The sequence below is a fragment of the Rhodococcus sp. PAMC28707 genome, assembly GCF_004795915.1.
Classification (GTDB): domain Bacteria; phylum Actinomycetota; class Actinomycetes; order Mycobacteriales; family Mycobacteriaceae; genus Rhodococcoides.
In genome coordinates this window covers 3913036-3928073 of record NZ_CP039253.1, presented here as the reverse complement: position 1 = coordinate 3928073, position 15038 = coordinate 3913036, and the positions used below count along the sequence as shown (strand labels likewise).

Below are 15038 nucleotides of genomic sequence, written 5' to 3'. Positions count from 1 at the left end.
GAGAACGCCCATCGGCAAGGAGCACGTTTTGATCGGATCACGCACGGAAGAATTCCGACGAGGATGGCCCACACTCATGGCGGCTGCAATCGGCGTCGGCGTGGGAGGTACCGGTCTGGCGATTTACTCGGCTGGCCTGTTCGCCGCCGACCTTGCAACCGAGATCGGACTCGGTCCGGCGCAATACGGCGCGTCGATCACGCTGGTTGCGTTCGGCTTGGCGCTCGCCGCACCAATAGTCGGGCACATCGTCGACAAGGTCGGAGTCAAGGCACCCGCAATTTTCGGGGCTCTTTGTGCAGCACTCGGTTTCGTCGCGCTGGCAACCGTCGTCCACTCCGTCGCTGCGTACATGACAACGATGGCGTTCATCGGCTTCTTCGGCGCCAGGACCGGTCCCATCGCGTTCAGCCGCGCGGTGAGTAGTTGGTTCGACCGTTCGCGGGGTCTGGCGTTGGGAATCACCATGATGGGTAGCGGAGTGGCCACGGCTATCATTCCCATCACGATCGGTCGAGTCGTCGAATTGGAGGGCTGGAAGTACGGCTATCTGACATTGGCGTGCGTCGCAGTTGCCGGTGTCATTCCCTCACTGTTCTTCCTGAGCGTGGCTCCCCGACAGGAACCGGCTACGAACTTAGACACCGCCCCTCAGGAAGCCGAACTCGAATTTTCCGCCATTCGACGAGATCCCCTGTACTGGCGTCTGATCCTCACCTTCGCACTGATGGCAATCACCGTTACCGGGCTCGTCCCGTACCTGATCCCGATGCTTCGCCAAGATGGAATGAGCATCGGCGGCGCGGCAGTAATCGCCTCCACTCTCGGTGTCGCAGTGATCGTCAGTCGCGTTGTGGTCGGGTGGCTCATCGACATTCTGCGTCCGACCGTCGTAACAGCCGTATTGTGCCTGCTGTGCGCTGGCGGTGTGCTGCTGTTCGCCGTAGGCGGCATTGCATTCGCGCCGGCTCTGGCCCTCGCACTCGGTTGTCTACTCGGAGCTGAGCTGGACCTTGTCGGCTTCTTCACGTCGCGATACTTCGGTCTGGTGGCATTTGGAAAGGCGTTCGCCGGGCCGTACATGGCGTTCGTCATCGGAGGCGGAATCGCACCCTTGTGCGTCGGCGCGATCGTGGAGCGGACCGGGAGCTACACGGTCGTTCTCCACACCGTCAGCGCACTCGCGGCGTTGTGCGCCGTTGCCTTCCTGGCCCTTCCTCCGGTACGTACGCCCAAGAAAGGCCCGGCAATCGTCGACGACACCAGGAAGGTTCCAGTGTCCGTCAGCACGGACGAGTAACCGCGGTGGGCGAAGGTGTGGGCAGGACCGCCCCACACCATTTCGCGGGTCGTCGCGATGTGCACAGTCGATTGGAGTACAAAGATTTCCATGAGCACTACAGATCTGAATCTTATGGTCAACGACGTCTACGTCGACGGTGTGCTGAACTCGTCTCTCGACACCCTGGAACAGACGTTTGCCGTACTCGACGCCACCGGAGGCACCGCGTGGATCGCGCTCTCCGAACCTGATATCGACGCCGCAACGAATGATCTCATCTCTCTCGCGAGAAGATTTGATTCGCACGAGTTGGCGATCGAGGACGCCAAGAAAGGTCATCAGCGAGCAAAGTCGGAACGATATGGGTCCACTTTGTTCCTTGTCGTCCGTCCAGCAATCTATCTCGACACTGAGGAAGAAGTCGCATTCGGCGAGATTCATTGTTTCGTCGGTGTCAACTTCTTCATCGCAATCAATCACGTCGCCGACATCGACGACCGCCACATCGCTCGCAGCGTGCATCGACTGAGGGGCAAGCCTGCGCTGCTGAGCACCGGGCCGCAGGCCATCCTCTGGGCAGTGCTCGACACCGTCGTCGACGCATACGGCCCGGTCATCGATGGCCTCGACAACGACATCGACGAAATCGAGCATCAGCTCTTCGCCGGAGAAGTCGCCGTCGGACGCCGAATCTACGAACTGTTCAGCGAGGTCACCGACTTCCAGAAGGCCACGAGACCTCTCATCGGAATCCTCGACGGCTTGCTGAGGGGAAGTGAGAAGTACAGAGTCGGAATTGAGTTGGACCGCCGCTTGCGCGACGTTCAGGATCACATCATTCGTGTCGCCGAGCGGGCTGACACGTTCCATTCGCTGCTCCAAAATGCGCTTGCGCTCAATGCGACGGTCGTCGCGCAAAAGCAGAACGACGTGACCAAAAGTATTTCTGCATGGGCGGCAATCTTGTTCACTCCGACTCTGATCGGTGCAATCTACGGCATGAACTTCGAGATCATGCCAGAACTGAAATGGACGTTCGGATACCCGTTCGCGCTCGCGCTGATGGCACTGACGGGCATCGGACTGTGGGGAGTGTTCAAGATCAAACAGTGGCTCTAGCCGAGCCATCGGCTTTGACTACAGGACGGGTACCGGCTGACCGACCGAGCCGTCCATTTTGATCGAGATGCCTCGGTGAGCCTCGACGGCAAGGCGAGTTCGGTCTTCGTCACCGTCGACGATTGCGCGCACCAATTCGGCGTGCACAGCGGCTCGTGACGCGAGGTAGTCCTCGGCGTCGATCTGCGGCTCGGACTCCGCGTGCACCGTCAGTTCGGCGACGCACCGAATGGTTCCCACGTAGACGGCGCGCGCAAGCTCGTTCGGTGCAATGGCCGCAATACGTTCATGCAGTACCCAGTTGGACGCCATGAACGCGGTCCAATCCGAGCAGCATGACTCCATGTGCGCAAGTGCCTCTTCGAGGTCCGCGATGTCGGCATCGGTGCGGTGACGTGCAGCCTCGAGGGCAATCAACTCCTCGAGCGATTCTCGAACGGCTATCGCATCGGCAACCGAGGTGCCGCCATTCGCGACGGTGAGCAACGTGCGGCGAAGTCGAACGACGGCGTTGACCGCGGCCACGAACAATCCTCCTCCGCGCCCCGGGCGGATCTCGACGGTTCCTCGTTCGGACAGCAGGCGAGCAGTCTCCCCGATGGTCGAACGTCCGTATCCGGTCTGCTCACGTAGTTCGTCCATCGTGGCTATGCGGTCTCCCGCGACGAGCTTGCGCTCGACGATCGACTGCTCGATGGCCGTAGCCAGTTGCTGTGCGCGTGCCTGAGGTTTTGGAAACACCCGAATAGTTTAGCGCACATGCTTGACATACACCCAGACAACGGTAACTATTGAAACCTATCAACCGTACGGGTGTTTTAGTCGGACGCTAACGGCCGCTACCGACGCGCGCTCGTGAGTGCCGAACACCTCCGGTCATCGAACGAAGGTCTTCCCCATGAGTATGCGAGTGACAAGGATCGGCGATGCCGAACCGTTCAGCCCCGCCGGACACGACAACGTCGGCCCTGTACGGCTGCAGGGCGGAACGCACTCACCGACAACCGATTTCACAGTGGCATTGTCCCATTACCTGCCCGGAGGCGCAGCGAGCCTGTCCGCGCAGCCCTCGGAGACCGTGTACGTGATCGTGTCCGGTGCACTTGTTATGGCCAGTGAGGGCGTAGAAGAAACACTCGGTCCCTTCGACTCGGTGCATTTCGCGCCGGGGACCATGCGGACCGTCGAGAACCGAACCAACATGCCCGCGTCCATGTTGGTGATCCGCACATCGTCCTGACGCGAGCGTGAGCGTCTTACGCACAACGAACATCACGGACGCCGAACCCTAGAGGTAGGCACAGACAACAATGGAGCACACATGCGAATCGTGGGAATAGGCCGAAGCGTCGGCCCTGTCCTCGTCGGACTACTCAACGATGCAGGCAACGAAGTCACAGTCCTCGCCGACGTCGACACGTTCTGGTCCTCCCCGACGGACTATTTGACAGATGCGACTCAGGCAGGACAGATCATCCCGGTCGACCGGAACCTGGTGCCGCCCGTAATTTCTGGTGCCCGGGTGCTGTGCGTGGGCCTGAACTACCAGGATCATGTCGATGAGGGCTCATTCCGAAACGAGAAGCCTGCGGAGTTTCCCACGTTGTTCGCGCGGTGGTCCGCGTCGTTGACCGTCGACGGCGCCGATGTCCCGGTTCCTACGGGCGAGGACGGCCTCGACTGGGAGGGCGAAGTCGTGGCGTGGATCGGATCGACGCTGGTCGACGCAACGCCGGAGGAAGCCTTGGCCGCCGTGGTCGGTTACTCGACGTTCAATGACATTACCTCGCGCCGCGCACAAAAACGCACATCGCAGTGGATCATGGGCAAGAACGGCGATCGGTCGGGCCCACTCGGACCGATGATCCCGGCGAGCGAGGTAGGCGACCTCCGCGACGGTCTCCGCGTCGTGACACGGGTGAACGGCGAGGTCGTACAACACGGGAACACCTCGTCGATGATCTACGGCGTCGGCGAGACGTTGTCGCTCATCTCCCGCAGTTTCACGCTCAATCCAGGTGACCTGCTCGCGACCGGCACCCCGTCCGGGGTCGGGTACTCGCGCACTCCCCCATGGCTTTTGCAGCCGGGCGATACCGTCAAGGTCGAGGTCGATCGACTCGGCATCCTGACCAACCGCATCGTCGACAATGTAGATCGACACGCCCGCGTGCGCGCCAACTCGAATGCAGGTGCACTTCAGTGACGTCATCCAGCTTCACGGCAACCGAATCGGACCGGCGCAGTGGCCCCCTCACGGGCACCGTCGTGATCGACCTGTCTCGTGCGCTGGCCGGACCGCACGCGACGATGATGCTCGGCGACCTCGGTGCTCGCGTCGTGAAAGTCGAGTCACCCGGCTCTGGCGACGACACGAGAGGGTGGGGTCCACCGTTCGTGGCGCCGAAGGATGGTTCCTACGATTCCGGGTCGGCTGCGGACGACGGAGCCGAGTCGACGTACTACCTGGCTGCGAACCGTAACAAGGAATCCATCTGTCTGAATCTGAAGGACATTTCTCCCGGGGGCGATCTCGAAGTCCTCGTCTCGTTGATTGCGCGGGCAGATGTACTCGTGGAGAACTTCCGGACGGGGGTGATGGACCGATTGGGACTCGGGATGGACGAGTTGAGTCGCATCAACCCGCGTCTGGTCGTTCTGTCCATCACCGGTTTCGGCCACGACGGCCCAGAAGGCGGCCGGGCAGGCTACGACCAAATCGCCCAGGGCGAGGGCGGTTTGATGTCGCTCACGGGCGCAGGACCCGGTGATCCGCAGAAGTTCGGTATGCCGATCTGCGACCTGCTCGCAGGTATGAACGGCGCCTACGGAGTGATGGCGGCGTTGCACGAACGGCATGAGACCGGCCGGGGACAGGTCGTACGAACGTCGCTGTTGGCTGCCGCCGTGAGCGTGCACGCCTTCCAAGGGACCCGGTGGACGGTGGCTCACCAGGTCGGACGCGCCGCGGGAAATCACCACGCGTCGATCGCACCGTATGGGTTGTTCCGCTGCGCGGACGGGTCGGTGCAGATCGCAGTGGGCAACGACTCCATGTGGCGCACGTTCTGCGCCGGCTTCGGACTCGACCCGGCTGCCCCGGGGAGCCGCGACAACTCCGAGCGGGTGGCTCACCGCGACGAATTGATCGAGAGAATCGAGAGCATCTTCTCGACCTGGACGGCGGCGGACTTACTGCATCGCCTCGACGCCTTGGGTATACCGTCGGGCCGGGTGCGCTCGATCGACGAGGTGTACGAGTGGGACCAGACCCGCAGCCAGGGACTGCTCGTCGAGGTAAAGCACAGCACCCTGGGGGTACTCGAGCTTCCGGGACCACCGTTGCGGTTCTTCGACTCCGGCGGCCACGAGACGACCAGGACCGAGCACCGCGCTCCTCCTACGCTCGACGAAGATTCTGACGGAGTTCGTTCCTGGACGAGGCATTGAAGCGATGGACAGTCAGTCCTCGGCCGCTGATTCAGCGTGCTTGTCGGTGGCCGCTTTCACGCGGGGTAGATCCCCAGCGATGATGGCGGCCACCAATTCCTCGTGTACGGCCAACCTGGAATGCAGCCATTCCGCCGCGGACTCCGAGTTCTCGTCGTGCACCGCCGTCAAGGCGTGATCTCGGACGAACCGAGTCATCGACAGATACAGCGCCGAGGCGGTCCGGTTGGGTGAAATCCGGGCAATACGCTCGTGCAGGTTCCAGTTGGCCACAAGGAATTCGGACGTGCCTTTCGCCGCTGCATTTGCCAGCCATACCAACAGTGTCGCCATGTCGGCACTGTCTGCCGCAGTTCGATGCTTGGCGGCGTCGACATCGATGAGGGGCTCGAGGGCCTCCCGTACGGCGACGGCCTCGGCGACCGATGCAGGCTCATCCGTCACCGCCAGCAAGGTGTGCCGAATCCGAACCATCGGCCCGGCCGCGGTGGCGAACAAACCACCACCACGGCCCGGTCGGATTTCTGCGAGTCCGCGATCCGTCAACAGACGAATCGCTTCTGCCACCGTTGATCTGGCAAATCCGGACTGCTCTTTCAATGACTCGATCGTGCCTATCAGCTCACCGGGTGCGAATTCTCGGCCGAGGATCTGCTTCTCGAGTTCATCAGCGAGTACATGCGCGCGGGTCAGCGCGGGAACGGGCTTCACTGGAGGAACCTATCAACAGTCACGACGTTTACTTCCTCACCACTGCCAATCGTTGTCCTGCAGATCGGTTCCCTCACTCGAGATGGTTCTCGTCGACAGATGTGTCCCATGCTCGGCGATTCGGGCTTCGTGGTCTCGAACGAATGGATAGGCGAAATCGTGGTCGAAATCGCGTACCACGGAATGGATGTGGTTTCCGCTGTCGACAGCATTGACCATCTCGATGAGCAGTGAGTCGGTCTGAACACGGAAGTAGTGCGGAAGCCCACGCGAGAGACTGCCCGCCCAGGCGAAATGGACCGCCGTATCGCCGTCCGCATCGATCTTTGCACGGTGTTCGGCAGCGAGTAGTGCGGGAAAGCGTGAAAGGTAAGTGTCGATCAGGGTGTGCAGAATTTTTCGTTGGCCGCCGTCGAGCTTGTCTCCGCGGATGCCAGACGGTTCAGCCCGCACCAATGCCAATGCTTTTCGATCGGTGTTGCTGATCTGGTATTGAGGCATGCCCAGGTCGTAGTGATCGGGGTACTCGAGGCTGCCGATATGCGGAACCTGACGGGAAACAAAATCGGCCGGTGCGACATCGTGCACAACGGCGACCGCACGCTGGTCGTCGTCCAAAGACCCGACAAGGTCGAACCCGAGACCCTCGTCTGCCGACAACGGATTGAGCACTCCGGCATCGATGACCGGTTGCTGACCGAGCGCACTGGGCGAGGTCACGATCCAACGCTGGTTCACGACGGTGATGTTCAGGCATACATGGTGGCCGAGAAAGCGCAGGGACCACGTGTCCTCGAATCCAGGCCGTCCGAAGATCGAGAGAAAATAGGAGTCCGACGTCCGCCACAGTGATGCTGCAACGCCGAGGAAATCCGCCTCGCGAGCGCGCAACACATGCTCGAGCTGCATGATCGCCAGAATCTTCGTGAACACTTCCTCCGACACCGTCAGCCGGACGAGGTCGAGCACGACCACCTTCTGATGCCGGTCGAGCTGATGAAGAGAAACCCCGACGCGGTCAGGCTTGGGAATGATGTCCCAGTCGAGGCGTCTTGGATCGCCGAAGTCGTAGAGCGCTGCGGCTCGCTGCTCGGCCGAGAAGGTGTCCAGCAAACCGATTACACCGACGAGGAGTTTCTGGATCGTGCGCTCGTCTTCGTAGGTCGGCTCGACGGGTGGATGAGAGTGTGTCATCGGGTCCCCTCCATGAGATCTGAATAACATAATGGTTCGGATGGTTTTCGCACAAGAGTTGCGAACAAATGGCTGACGCCGTCCTCACGACTGTAACTTAAAACACCCGAACCGTTGACAGCTTTGAGTGACTCGAGTCATGATTGAACGATCCGAAGACGCCGCACACGGGCAATGCTCGTCGCAGACGCCGGGATTGCCGGGTACAAACAATCGCACCTCGGCGCCAGGCGGTCCGCACCCTCTTGCCCCGGCGCACCCGACTATTCGGCACATGTCGACCGCCACCGGCCGCGCAAGCCCTAATCAACGCGATGAGGTTTCCATGCTCACAACGATCGACCCTGCCCAGTTCCGCGAAACACTCGGTCACTATCCGACCGGTGTCGCAGTCGTCACCGCAGTGGGCGCGGACGGCAATCCCGCCGGAATGGTCGTCGGAACGTTCTCTTCCGTCTCCCTCGATCCGCCTTTGGTTGCGTTCTTCCCCGCCACCACGTCACGAAGTTTCGCGCAGATCAGAAGCGCCGAAGCCTTCTGCGTCAATGTGCTGGCGTCGGAACAAGAGCCGCTGTGCCGGAGGATGGCAACACCTGGGGACGACAAGTTCGAGGGCGTCGGTTGGCGCGCAGGCGCACTCGGATCCCCCATCCTCGACGACGCCGTCGCGTGGGTCGAGTGCACGTTCGAGGATGTCCGGGAGGCCGGCGACCACCAGATCGTCCTGGGACACGTACGAAGTCACGCCATCGAACGCCAGGCCCTTCCGTTACTCTTCTTCCAGGGCGGGTATGGGCGCTTCACCGGAAAATCGTTCATCGCCGCACCGGACCCCGACCTCATCCACGCCGCCCATGTCGCCCAGATCATCCGCAGTCGGGTCGAGGACATCGCCGCGCGATTCTCGGTGAACTGCAGCGTCTTGGCGCGAATCGGAGACGACTCGGTGCAGGTCCTCAGTGCAAGCCGAGCGCCCCAAGGCGACAATGTGGCCCTCGGTCATCGCCAACCAATCATTCCGCCCTTCGGGGCGGCATATCTCGTACACGCATCACCCGAGTCGGTCGATGGATGGCTCGAACGCGGACACGACGACGCGAACGCGGTGTACCGAGAACTGTTGGACAATGTTCGCGCACGCGGCTATTCCATTCTGCTCGCGAAACCGGAACTCCACCGACGCCAGAAGGAGGCTCTGGCGCAATTCGAGTCCACCGACCGTCTTCCTCAGCAGGAACGTGCAGTGCAGCAGGCATTCTCCGAACTCGCCGGCCACTTCTGCACGGACCTGGAACCCGATGAGCACTACGACCTCGCGTCGGTTGTCGTACCCGTCGCAGCAAACGGACAATGTCCTTCCATGGCACTTCGGCTGAGCGGTCTGCCCTCCTCGGCACCGACTGCGCTCGTCGAGACATGGATTCGAGAGCTACAGACCCTGGCGAGTAGTGCCGTCAAGCCTTGACGCGGCTGTCGAATCTCTTCATAATCGCTTAAACCATACAAACCATACGGGTGTTTAAGGAGTATTTGTGCGCCTCACTGGTTCGCAGCGCCGGAGCTCGACTGTGGATCCGGTCGATGCCTCCACGCTCACGGCAGCGATCATCGACTCCGCGGGGACCGAGCCGCGCGTGGGCTCGATCGACATGCCGCGCCGTCGCCCCGGTACCACCGTGCTCAGCGTGTTCGCCGCGGCACTGAATCCGCTCGATCTCGCCATTGCATCGGGCAGTTTTCACTCTGTGCGGCACGAAGCTCCCTATGTACCGGGAAGCGAATGCGTCGGCATCGTAATCGATTCCGACCGCTACGATATCGGGACGTGGATGTACGCCGAGACTCACGCGTCGCCGTCGGTACCCGGCAGCTTCGCGACGCACGTGATGGTTCCGGATAACTCACTCCTACCACTGCCGGACGGCCTGGACCCGATACTCGCAGCCGCCGTGGGCAACTCCGGCACCGCCGCCTACATGCCGTTGGTGCAGCAAGCCCAACTCAGAGCCGGTGACACCGTACTTATATTGGGAGCAACGGGAGCCGTGGGGCAACTCGCTGTACAGATAGCGCGTGAGCAAGGAGCAGGAAAGATTGTCGCCGTGGCACGCAACCGAGTAGCTCTCGAACGCTCGAAGATGCTGGGTGCACATGCCGTCGTCGCACTCCAGGACAACGAATCGAGCGAGGCACTCACCGGCCGGTTGTCGGAGACGGCGGGCCAGCCCGTCGACGTCGTACTCGACGGCCTCTACGGGATCCCGCTGGAAGCTGCCCTGCACGTCTGCGCGCCGCGAGCGAAGGTGGTCAACATCGGCAACTCCGCCGGCGCAGTCGCCCGAGTCCCTGCGGGCCTGCTCAGGGGAAAACAAATCACACTGTCAGGATTCGCTGGTCTCCACACCCCTTTGCAGGAAAAAGCCGAGGCGCTGACATGGCTGTGGGATGCACTCTTGCGCAAAGCAATCGAATTCGACGTCCGTACCTATCCATTGACCGAAATTCGGACGGCGTGGCATGCGCAGGCCAACTCACCTCACGGCAAATGCGTCATCCTTCCGACTGATGGAATCCTTTCATGAGCACTCGAACCGACAGTGCACACACCGCAGCCCTGCCGCCGGCGGTCGACTGCGTCGTCATCGGAGGCGGTCCGGTCGGCTTGCTGACCGCAATCATGCTGGGCCAGTCCGGAATGCAGGTATCGGTGATCGAGCGTCAACTCAGTAGGTACCCGCTGCCGCGTGCATGCACGATCGATCACGAAGCACTACGCATTCTGCAGTCCATCGGATTCATGGCCGAACACGAGGACCTTTTCGAGGCGTTTCGGACCGGCGGGCGCGGTGGGTACGAGTTTCGTAACGGCACAGGTGAACTGCTGCACACCATCGATTGGAACAGGCCATCCGAGTCGGGGTGGCCGAACACCAACGGCTTCTACCAACCCGACCTCGAGGGTGCACTCGAAGAACTCGCTGTCGCAACTCCAGGGGTACGGCTCCATCGCGGGTGGGCATTTCGGTCGCTGACCCAGGGCAACGAGCAGGTAGTCGCCTCACTCGCGTCCATCGAGCGACCGGACGAACTCGTCGATGTGCAATCGCGGTGGCTCGTCGGTGCCGACGGAGCAAACAGCGCAGTCCGCACTCACCTGGGGATCGGTGTCGGGGACTCGGGTTTCGAGGCCGACTGGCTCGTGGTCGACTACAAGCCCCTCGTAGAGGAGAGCTGGACAGCCTTCGTCACCCAATACTGCGACCCGAAGCAGCCGGCCACAGCCGTCAACAGCGGCCCCGGGCGCCGCCGATTCGAGTTCATGCGCACCGACGGCACGACCGTCGAGCAGCTGGGGAAGCCCGAGACTGCATGGGAACTGATGAAGCCGTGGGGTGTCACCCCGGACACCGCCGAGCTCGAGCGCCACGCGGTCTACACCTTCCGCGGACGGTGGGCCGAGTCCTGGCGCCACGACAACGCTTTCTTGGCCGGAGACGCCGCTCACCTGATGCCACCGTTTCTCGGTCAAGGCCTGTGCGCGGGGCTCCGCGATGCTCAAGCTTTGAGTTGGCGACTGAGCATGATCCACTCAGGCCAGGCCACCTCGGTGATCTTGGACAGCTACGGTCCGGAGCGAACCGGTCACGTACGAGAGATCATCGACGCGGCCGTCGCAGCCGGACGCATGATCTGCGAGCTGGATGTTGATCGGGCCGCGACGCGCGATGCCGCACTGAGAGAACAATCGTCGAACGGCACTGCAGAGGAGCCACCTCATCCACGCCTGGGCGAACCGTCGCTGTCGGCAATGGGGCACCCCGCCGAGGGCCGGCTCGCACCACAGGGACGGGTCCAAATCGGCAATAGGGTAGGCCTTTTCGACGATCTAGTGGGTGGGAGTTGGCAACTGATCAGCCGAATCGGCAATCCCGCCGACAGCCTGACCGATGAAGACAACCGATGGTTTCATCGCATCGGAGGAGTGCTCAGCGACATCTCCCAGAACGGTTCGGTGAAGGACAGCGACGGCGTCTACGCCCAGTGGTTTGCGGCCCACGACTGCGAGGCCCTGCTCGCCCGCCCAGATTACTACGTGTTTGCAGCGGGTACACATGCCGACGTCTCGGTCTTCATCGCTCACCTGCGTTCGGCACTCGAACCTGTATATGCGGAGCAAGGGTGAACGGATGCACGATGGGAAAGCAGGATCGATACATGTGATGCACACATCGGGGTCAACCCCTCGGCATTTACACGACGGTATGTCCGAATCAGATGTTACTGCCCTTCTTCTCAACTTGGCGTCGGCGACCCGGTCGCAGATGTCGGCCCAGCTCAATCGCTATGGTTTAACGTGGGCGAAATACGAGGCGCTCAAGTTTCTGAATCGGAGCGGACCGTCCACAAGTATCGAACTTGCCCGCGCCCTCGGCCGGCACCGCACGACAGTCGGTGCAACCGTGATCAAGCTCGAACGACTCAGACTGGTGGCACGCACCACCACGCCGATGAACACACAACGACTCATTATCGACCTCACCGACAGTGGGGCACGAGCATTGGCACAGGCTGACCGAACACTGGCCACTTTTCGGCACTCGTTCAACAGCCTCGACGTCGACGATGCTCTTCGAAACGCACTTCTCAGTCTCCACACCCGTACGCAATCCGGTGGGTCGTGACGTGGTGCCACGGCGCGTGTTGGAGCGGTCGAACTGTGCACGTGGAATCGGACGATGGCAGGTTCGAGCATGTCGCGCAATGCGGACTCGGATGTTGTGCGAACAAGGCAGCTACGAGAAAGGGTAGATCCGTGCGGAACAGTTTCGGCACCTTGAAGTTACCTCCTCCACATTCGGTGTTTTGGGATTGGCAACTCGAGGCGCGGTGTCGTGTCTTACCGACCGCCACCTTCTTCCCCGCGGCCAATTTGCGAGGACACACGCGCCAGAGCGTCGAAGAAGCTGCGAAAGCTATCTGCGCAGGTTGCACGGTTCAAAGTCAATGTCTTGGTTATGCATTGACCAGCGATGAGCCATACGGCATCTGGGGTGGACTGACCGCTCAGGAGCGTTCGCAGCTCAGAGATCGCCAGCATCTCCCAATGTCTACACCGAAGCTCGTAATCGGACAACCTAGCTCTAAATATGCAAAGCGGGACTCGTGCGATTCAACTGGTTGATCAGCAAGACAGTCGTCCGATTTGGCAGCTGTCATGCATTCGACACGCTCGTCTCAATCGCAACCATCGAAATGGAACCTGCATGATCGATCACCCTGTGACACTGAATCCTCAGCCTTACCCGCCCTCGGCCGAGTTCGCTGAGCAGGCGAACGCGAAAGCCGGCCTCTACGCCGAAGCCGAGAAGGATCGTCTGGCGTTCTGGGCCGAGCAGGCACGCCGGCTGCACTGGCACACCCCGTTCACCGAGGTACTCGACTGGTCCGAGGCGCCCGTCGCGAAATGGTTCGCGGACGGGGAACTCAACGTCGCCTACAACTGCGTCGACCGCCACGTTATCGACGGTCACGGCGACCAGGTCGCCCTCGCGTGGGAAGGCGAACCCGGCGACAGCCGTGACGTCACATACGCCGACCTACTCGCTGAGGTCAGCCAAGCCGCCAACACCATGACCGAACTCGGGCTGGTCTCCGGGGACCGCGTCGCGATCTATATGCCGATGATCCCCGAAGCCATCGTCTCCATCCTTGCCTGCGCACGCTTGGGCCTGACACATTCGGTCGTGTTCGCCGGCTTCTCCGCCACGGCACTACGATCGCGCATCGACGACGCCGAAGCCAAGCTCGTCATCACCACCGATGGCCAGTGGCGACGCGGCAAGCCCGCGCCGATAAAGGACACCGTCGACACCGCAGTGGACGGGGCGGCATCGATCCAACATGTGCTGGTCGTCAAGCGCACCGACTCCGAGGTCGCGTGGACTACGGGCCGCGACCTGTGGTGGCACGAGACCGTCTCTGCCGCATCGACCGAGCACGAAGCACAACCATTCCCGGCCGAGCACCCACTCTTCATCCTCTACACCTCCGGCACGACGGGTAAGCCCAAGGGCATCATCCATACCTCCGGCGGCTACCTGACCCAGACGTCGTACACGCACCACAACGTGTTCGACCACAAGGCCGGTAAAGACGTTTACTGGTGCACCGCCGACATCGGTTGGGTCACCGGCCATTCCTACATCGTGTACGGCCCGCTCTCGAACCGCGCGACGCAGGTCGTGTACGAGGGAACGCCCAATTCGCCCGACGAGCATCGGCACTGGAACATCATCGAGAAATACAAGGTCTCGATCTACTACACCTCCCCCACACTCGTACGCACATTCATGAAGTGGGACAAGGAAATTCCCGAGGCCCACGACCTGACGTCGATTCGGCTGCTCGGCTCCGTCGGTGAACCGATCAACCCGGAGGCGTGGCGTTGGTTCCGCGACGTCGTCGGCGCCGGCACCGCACCCATCGTCGACACCTGGTGGCAGACCGAGACCGGCGCGATCATGATCTCCCCGCTACCCGGAGTGACATCCACCAAGCCCGGTTCCGCGATGGCCCCGCTACCGGGGATCTCCGCCAAGATCGTCGACGACGACGCAAAGCCTCTGGGCAATGGGGGCAACGGCTACCTGGTCCTCGACGAGCCGTGGCCGGCGATGCTCCGCGGCATCTGGGGAGACATGGAGCGCTACAAGGATACGTACTGGTCCCGCTACGCCCAAGAAGGTTGGTACTTCGCCGGGGACGGCGCCAAATACGACGACGACGGCGCATTGTGGGTCCTCGGTCGCGTCGACGACGTCATGAACGTTTCCGGCCACCGAATCTCGACCTCCGAGGTGGAATCCGCACTCGTCGGCCACCACGGCGTAGCCGAAGCCGCCGTCGTCGGCGCCGCCGACGACACCACCGGCCAAGGCATCGTCGCATTCGTGATTCTCCGTGCAGGAGTGGAGAACACCGGCGATCAGCTGATCAAAGAACTCAAAGCTCAAGTATCGAACGAGATTTCCCCGATCGCCCGCCCGCGAGAGATCTCGATCGTCCCGGAGTTGCCGAAGACCCGCTCCGGCAAGATCATGCGACGCCTCCTTCGCGACGTCGCCGAAGACCGCGAACTGGGCGATACCTCCACCCTCCTCGATCCCCGCGTGATCGCACAGGTGATCCGAGAGCGTCGTCCATCCCTAGGTTGTTAGATGCGCTTGCCAAGACGTAGCGTCTGGGTGTTGATATTTCCGGCCCCCTACGGTTCCTGATGTTG

14 protein-coding genes are annotated in these 15038 nt (G+C 61.7%); 11 read left to right on the top strand and 3 right to left on the bottom strand.

Features of this window, described 5'->3' with window-relative positions; all coding sequences use genetic code 11:
• Window positions 1-76 precede the first annotated feature (76 nt).
• Complete coding sequence (locus E5720_RS17825) at window positions 77-1300, top strand: MFS transporter (RefSeq protein ID WP_136171751.1); 1224 nt, start codon at window positions 77-79, stop codon at window positions 1298-1300.
• A 90-nt stretch (window positions 1301-1390) separates the two neighbouring features.
• Window positions 1391-2401 (top strand): magnesium and cobalt transport protein CorA, encoded by a 1011-nt coding sequence (locus tag E5720_RS17820; RefSeq protein ID WP_247596034.1) that lies wholly within the window; start codon window positions 1391-1393, stop codon window positions 2399-2401.
• 18 nt (window positions 2402-2419) lie between these two features.
• Here E5720_RS17820 and E5720_RS17815 read toward each other — a convergent pair whose 3' ends face one another.
• The gene (locus E5720_RS17815; RefSeq protein ID WP_210729896.1) at window positions 2420-3142 is read right to left on the bottom strand and encodes an FCD domain-containing protein; all 723 of its coding nucleotides are present in this window, start codon (window positions 3140-3142) and stop codon (window positions 2420-2422) included.
• Window positions 3143-3299: 157 nt separating this feature from the next.
• Here E5720_RS17815 and E5720_RS17810 point away from each other — a divergent pair, with 157 nt between their 5' ends.
• The 3 genes from E5720_RS17810 (at window position 3300) to E5720_RS17800 (ending at window position 5851) form a co-directional block, all read left to right on the top strand.
• Window positions 3300-3641, top strand: coding sequence for a cupin domain-containing protein (locus tag E5720_RS17810; RefSeq protein ID WP_210729895.1), 342 nt, complete (start codon window positions 3300-3302; stop codon window positions 3639-3641).
• Window positions 3642-3722: 81 nt separating this feature from the next.
• A complete protein-coding gene (locus tag E5720_RS17805; RefSeq protein ID WP_136171750.1) occupies window positions 3723-4607 on the top strand; it encodes a fumarylacetoacetate hydrolase family protein in 885 nt (294 codons plus the stop codon).
• Window positions 4604-5851, top strand: a complete 1248-nt coding sequence (locus E5720_RS17800; protein ID WP_168708252.1) for a CoA transferase — start codon at window positions 4604-4606, stop codon at window positions 5849-5851. The genes E5720_RS17805 and E5720_RS17800 overlap by 4 nt, the downstream gene beginning before the upstream one ends.
• A 12-nt stretch (window positions 5852-5863) precedes the next feature.
• Here E5720_RS17800 and E5720_RS17795 read toward each other — a convergent pair whose 3' ends face one another.
• Window positions 5864-6562: an FCD domain-containing protein gene (locus tag E5720_RS17795; protein ID WP_136171748.1), complete on the bottom strand. Its 699-nt coding sequence runs from the start codon at window positions 6560-6562 to the stop codon at window positions 5864-5866.
• A gap of 36 nt (window positions 6563-6598) precedes the next feature.
• A complete protein-coding gene (locus tag E5720_RS17790) occupies window positions 6599-7756 on the bottom strand; it encodes a DUF3500 domain-containing protein (RefSeq protein ID WP_136171747.1) in 1158 nt (385 codons plus the stop codon).
• Between the two features lie 274 nt (window positions 7757-8030).
• Between E5720_RS17790 and E5720_RS17785 the strand changes: the two genes are divergently transcribed.
• The 6 genes from E5720_RS17785 to acs all read left to right on the top strand — a co-directional run bounded on the left by E5720_RS17785 (window position 8031) and on the right by acs (window position 14973).
• A complete protein-coding gene (locus E5720_RS17785; protein WP_136171746.1) occupies window positions 8031-9221 on the top strand; it encodes a flavin reductase family protein in 1191 nt (396 codons plus the stop codon).
• Window positions 9222-9288: 67 nt separating this feature from the next.
• Window positions 9289-10338: a zinc-binding alcohol dehydrogenase family protein gene (locus E5720_RS17780; RefSeq protein WP_136171745.1), complete on the top strand. Its 1050-nt coding sequence runs from the start codon at window positions 9289-9291 to the stop codon at window positions 10336-10338.
• Complete coding sequence (locus E5720_RS17775; RefSeq protein ID WP_136171744.1) at window positions 10335-11939, top strand: bifunctional 3-(3-hydroxy-phenyl)propionate/3-hydroxycinnamic acid hydroxylase; 1605 nt, start codon at window positions 10335-10337, stop codon at window positions 11937-11939. The genes E5720_RS17780 and E5720_RS17775 overlap by 4 nt, the downstream gene beginning before the upstream one ends.
• Window positions 11940-12018: 79 nt before the next feature.
• The gene (locus tag E5720_RS17770; protein WP_136171743.1) at window positions 12019-12438 is read left to right on the top strand and encodes a MarR family transcriptional regulator; all 420 of its coding nucleotides are present in this window, start codon (window positions 12019-12021) and stop codon (window positions 12436-12438) included.
• On the top strand, window positions 12435-12938 hold the full coding sequence (locus tag E5720_RS22360; RefSeq protein WP_348769836.1) for a WhiB family transcriptional regulator: 504 nt from the start codon (window positions 12435-12437) through the stop codon (window positions 12936-12938). Before E5720_RS17770 ends, E5720_RS22360 begins: the two co-directional genes overlap by 4 nt.
• Window positions 12939-13020: 82 nt before the next feature.
• Window positions 13021-14973, top strand: coding sequence for an acetate--CoA ligase (gene acs, locus E5720_RS17760; RefSeq protein ID WP_136171741.1), 1953 nt, complete (start codon window positions 13021-13023; stop codon window positions 14971-14973).
• Window positions 14974-15038 lie beyond the last annotated feature (65 nt).

Bases quoted from the DNA above. Each gene is read 5' to 3' on its own strand.
- E5720_RS17825 (WP_136171751.1), top strand. From the start codon at position 77: ATGGCGGCTGCAATCGGCGTCGGCGTGGGAGGTACCGGTCTGGCGATT.
- E5720_RS17820 (WP_247596034.1), top strand. From the start codon at position 1,391: ATGAGCACTACAGATCTGAATCTTATGGTCAACGACGTCTACGTCGAC.
- E5720_RS17810 (WP_210729895.1), top strand. From the start codon at position 3,300: ATGAGTATGCGAGTGACAAGGATCGGCGATGCCGAACCGTTCAGCCCC.
- E5720_RS17805 (WP_136171750.1), top strand. From the start codon at position 3,723: ATGCGAATCGTGGGAATAGGCCGAAGCGTCGGCCCTGTCCTCGTCGGA.
- E5720_RS17790 (WP_136171747.1), bottom strand. From the start codon at position 7,756: ATGACACACTCTCATCCACCCGTCGAGCCGACCTACGAAGACGAGCGC.
- E5720_RS17785 (WP_136171746.1), top strand. From the start codon at position 8,031: ATGTCGACCGCCACCGGCCGCGCAAGCCCTAATCAACGCGATGAGGTT.
- E5720_RS17775 (WP_136171744.1), top strand. From the start codon at position 10,335: ATGAGCACTCGAACCGACAGTGCACACACCGCAGCCCTGCCGCCGGCG.
- E5720_RS17770 (WP_136171743.1), top strand. From the start codon at position 12,019: ATGTCCGAATCAGATGTTACTGCCCTTCTTCTCAACTTGGCGTCGGCG.
- acs (WP_136171741.1), top strand. From the start codon at position 13,021: ATGATCGATCACCCTGTGACACTGAATCCTCAGCCTTACCCGCCCTCG.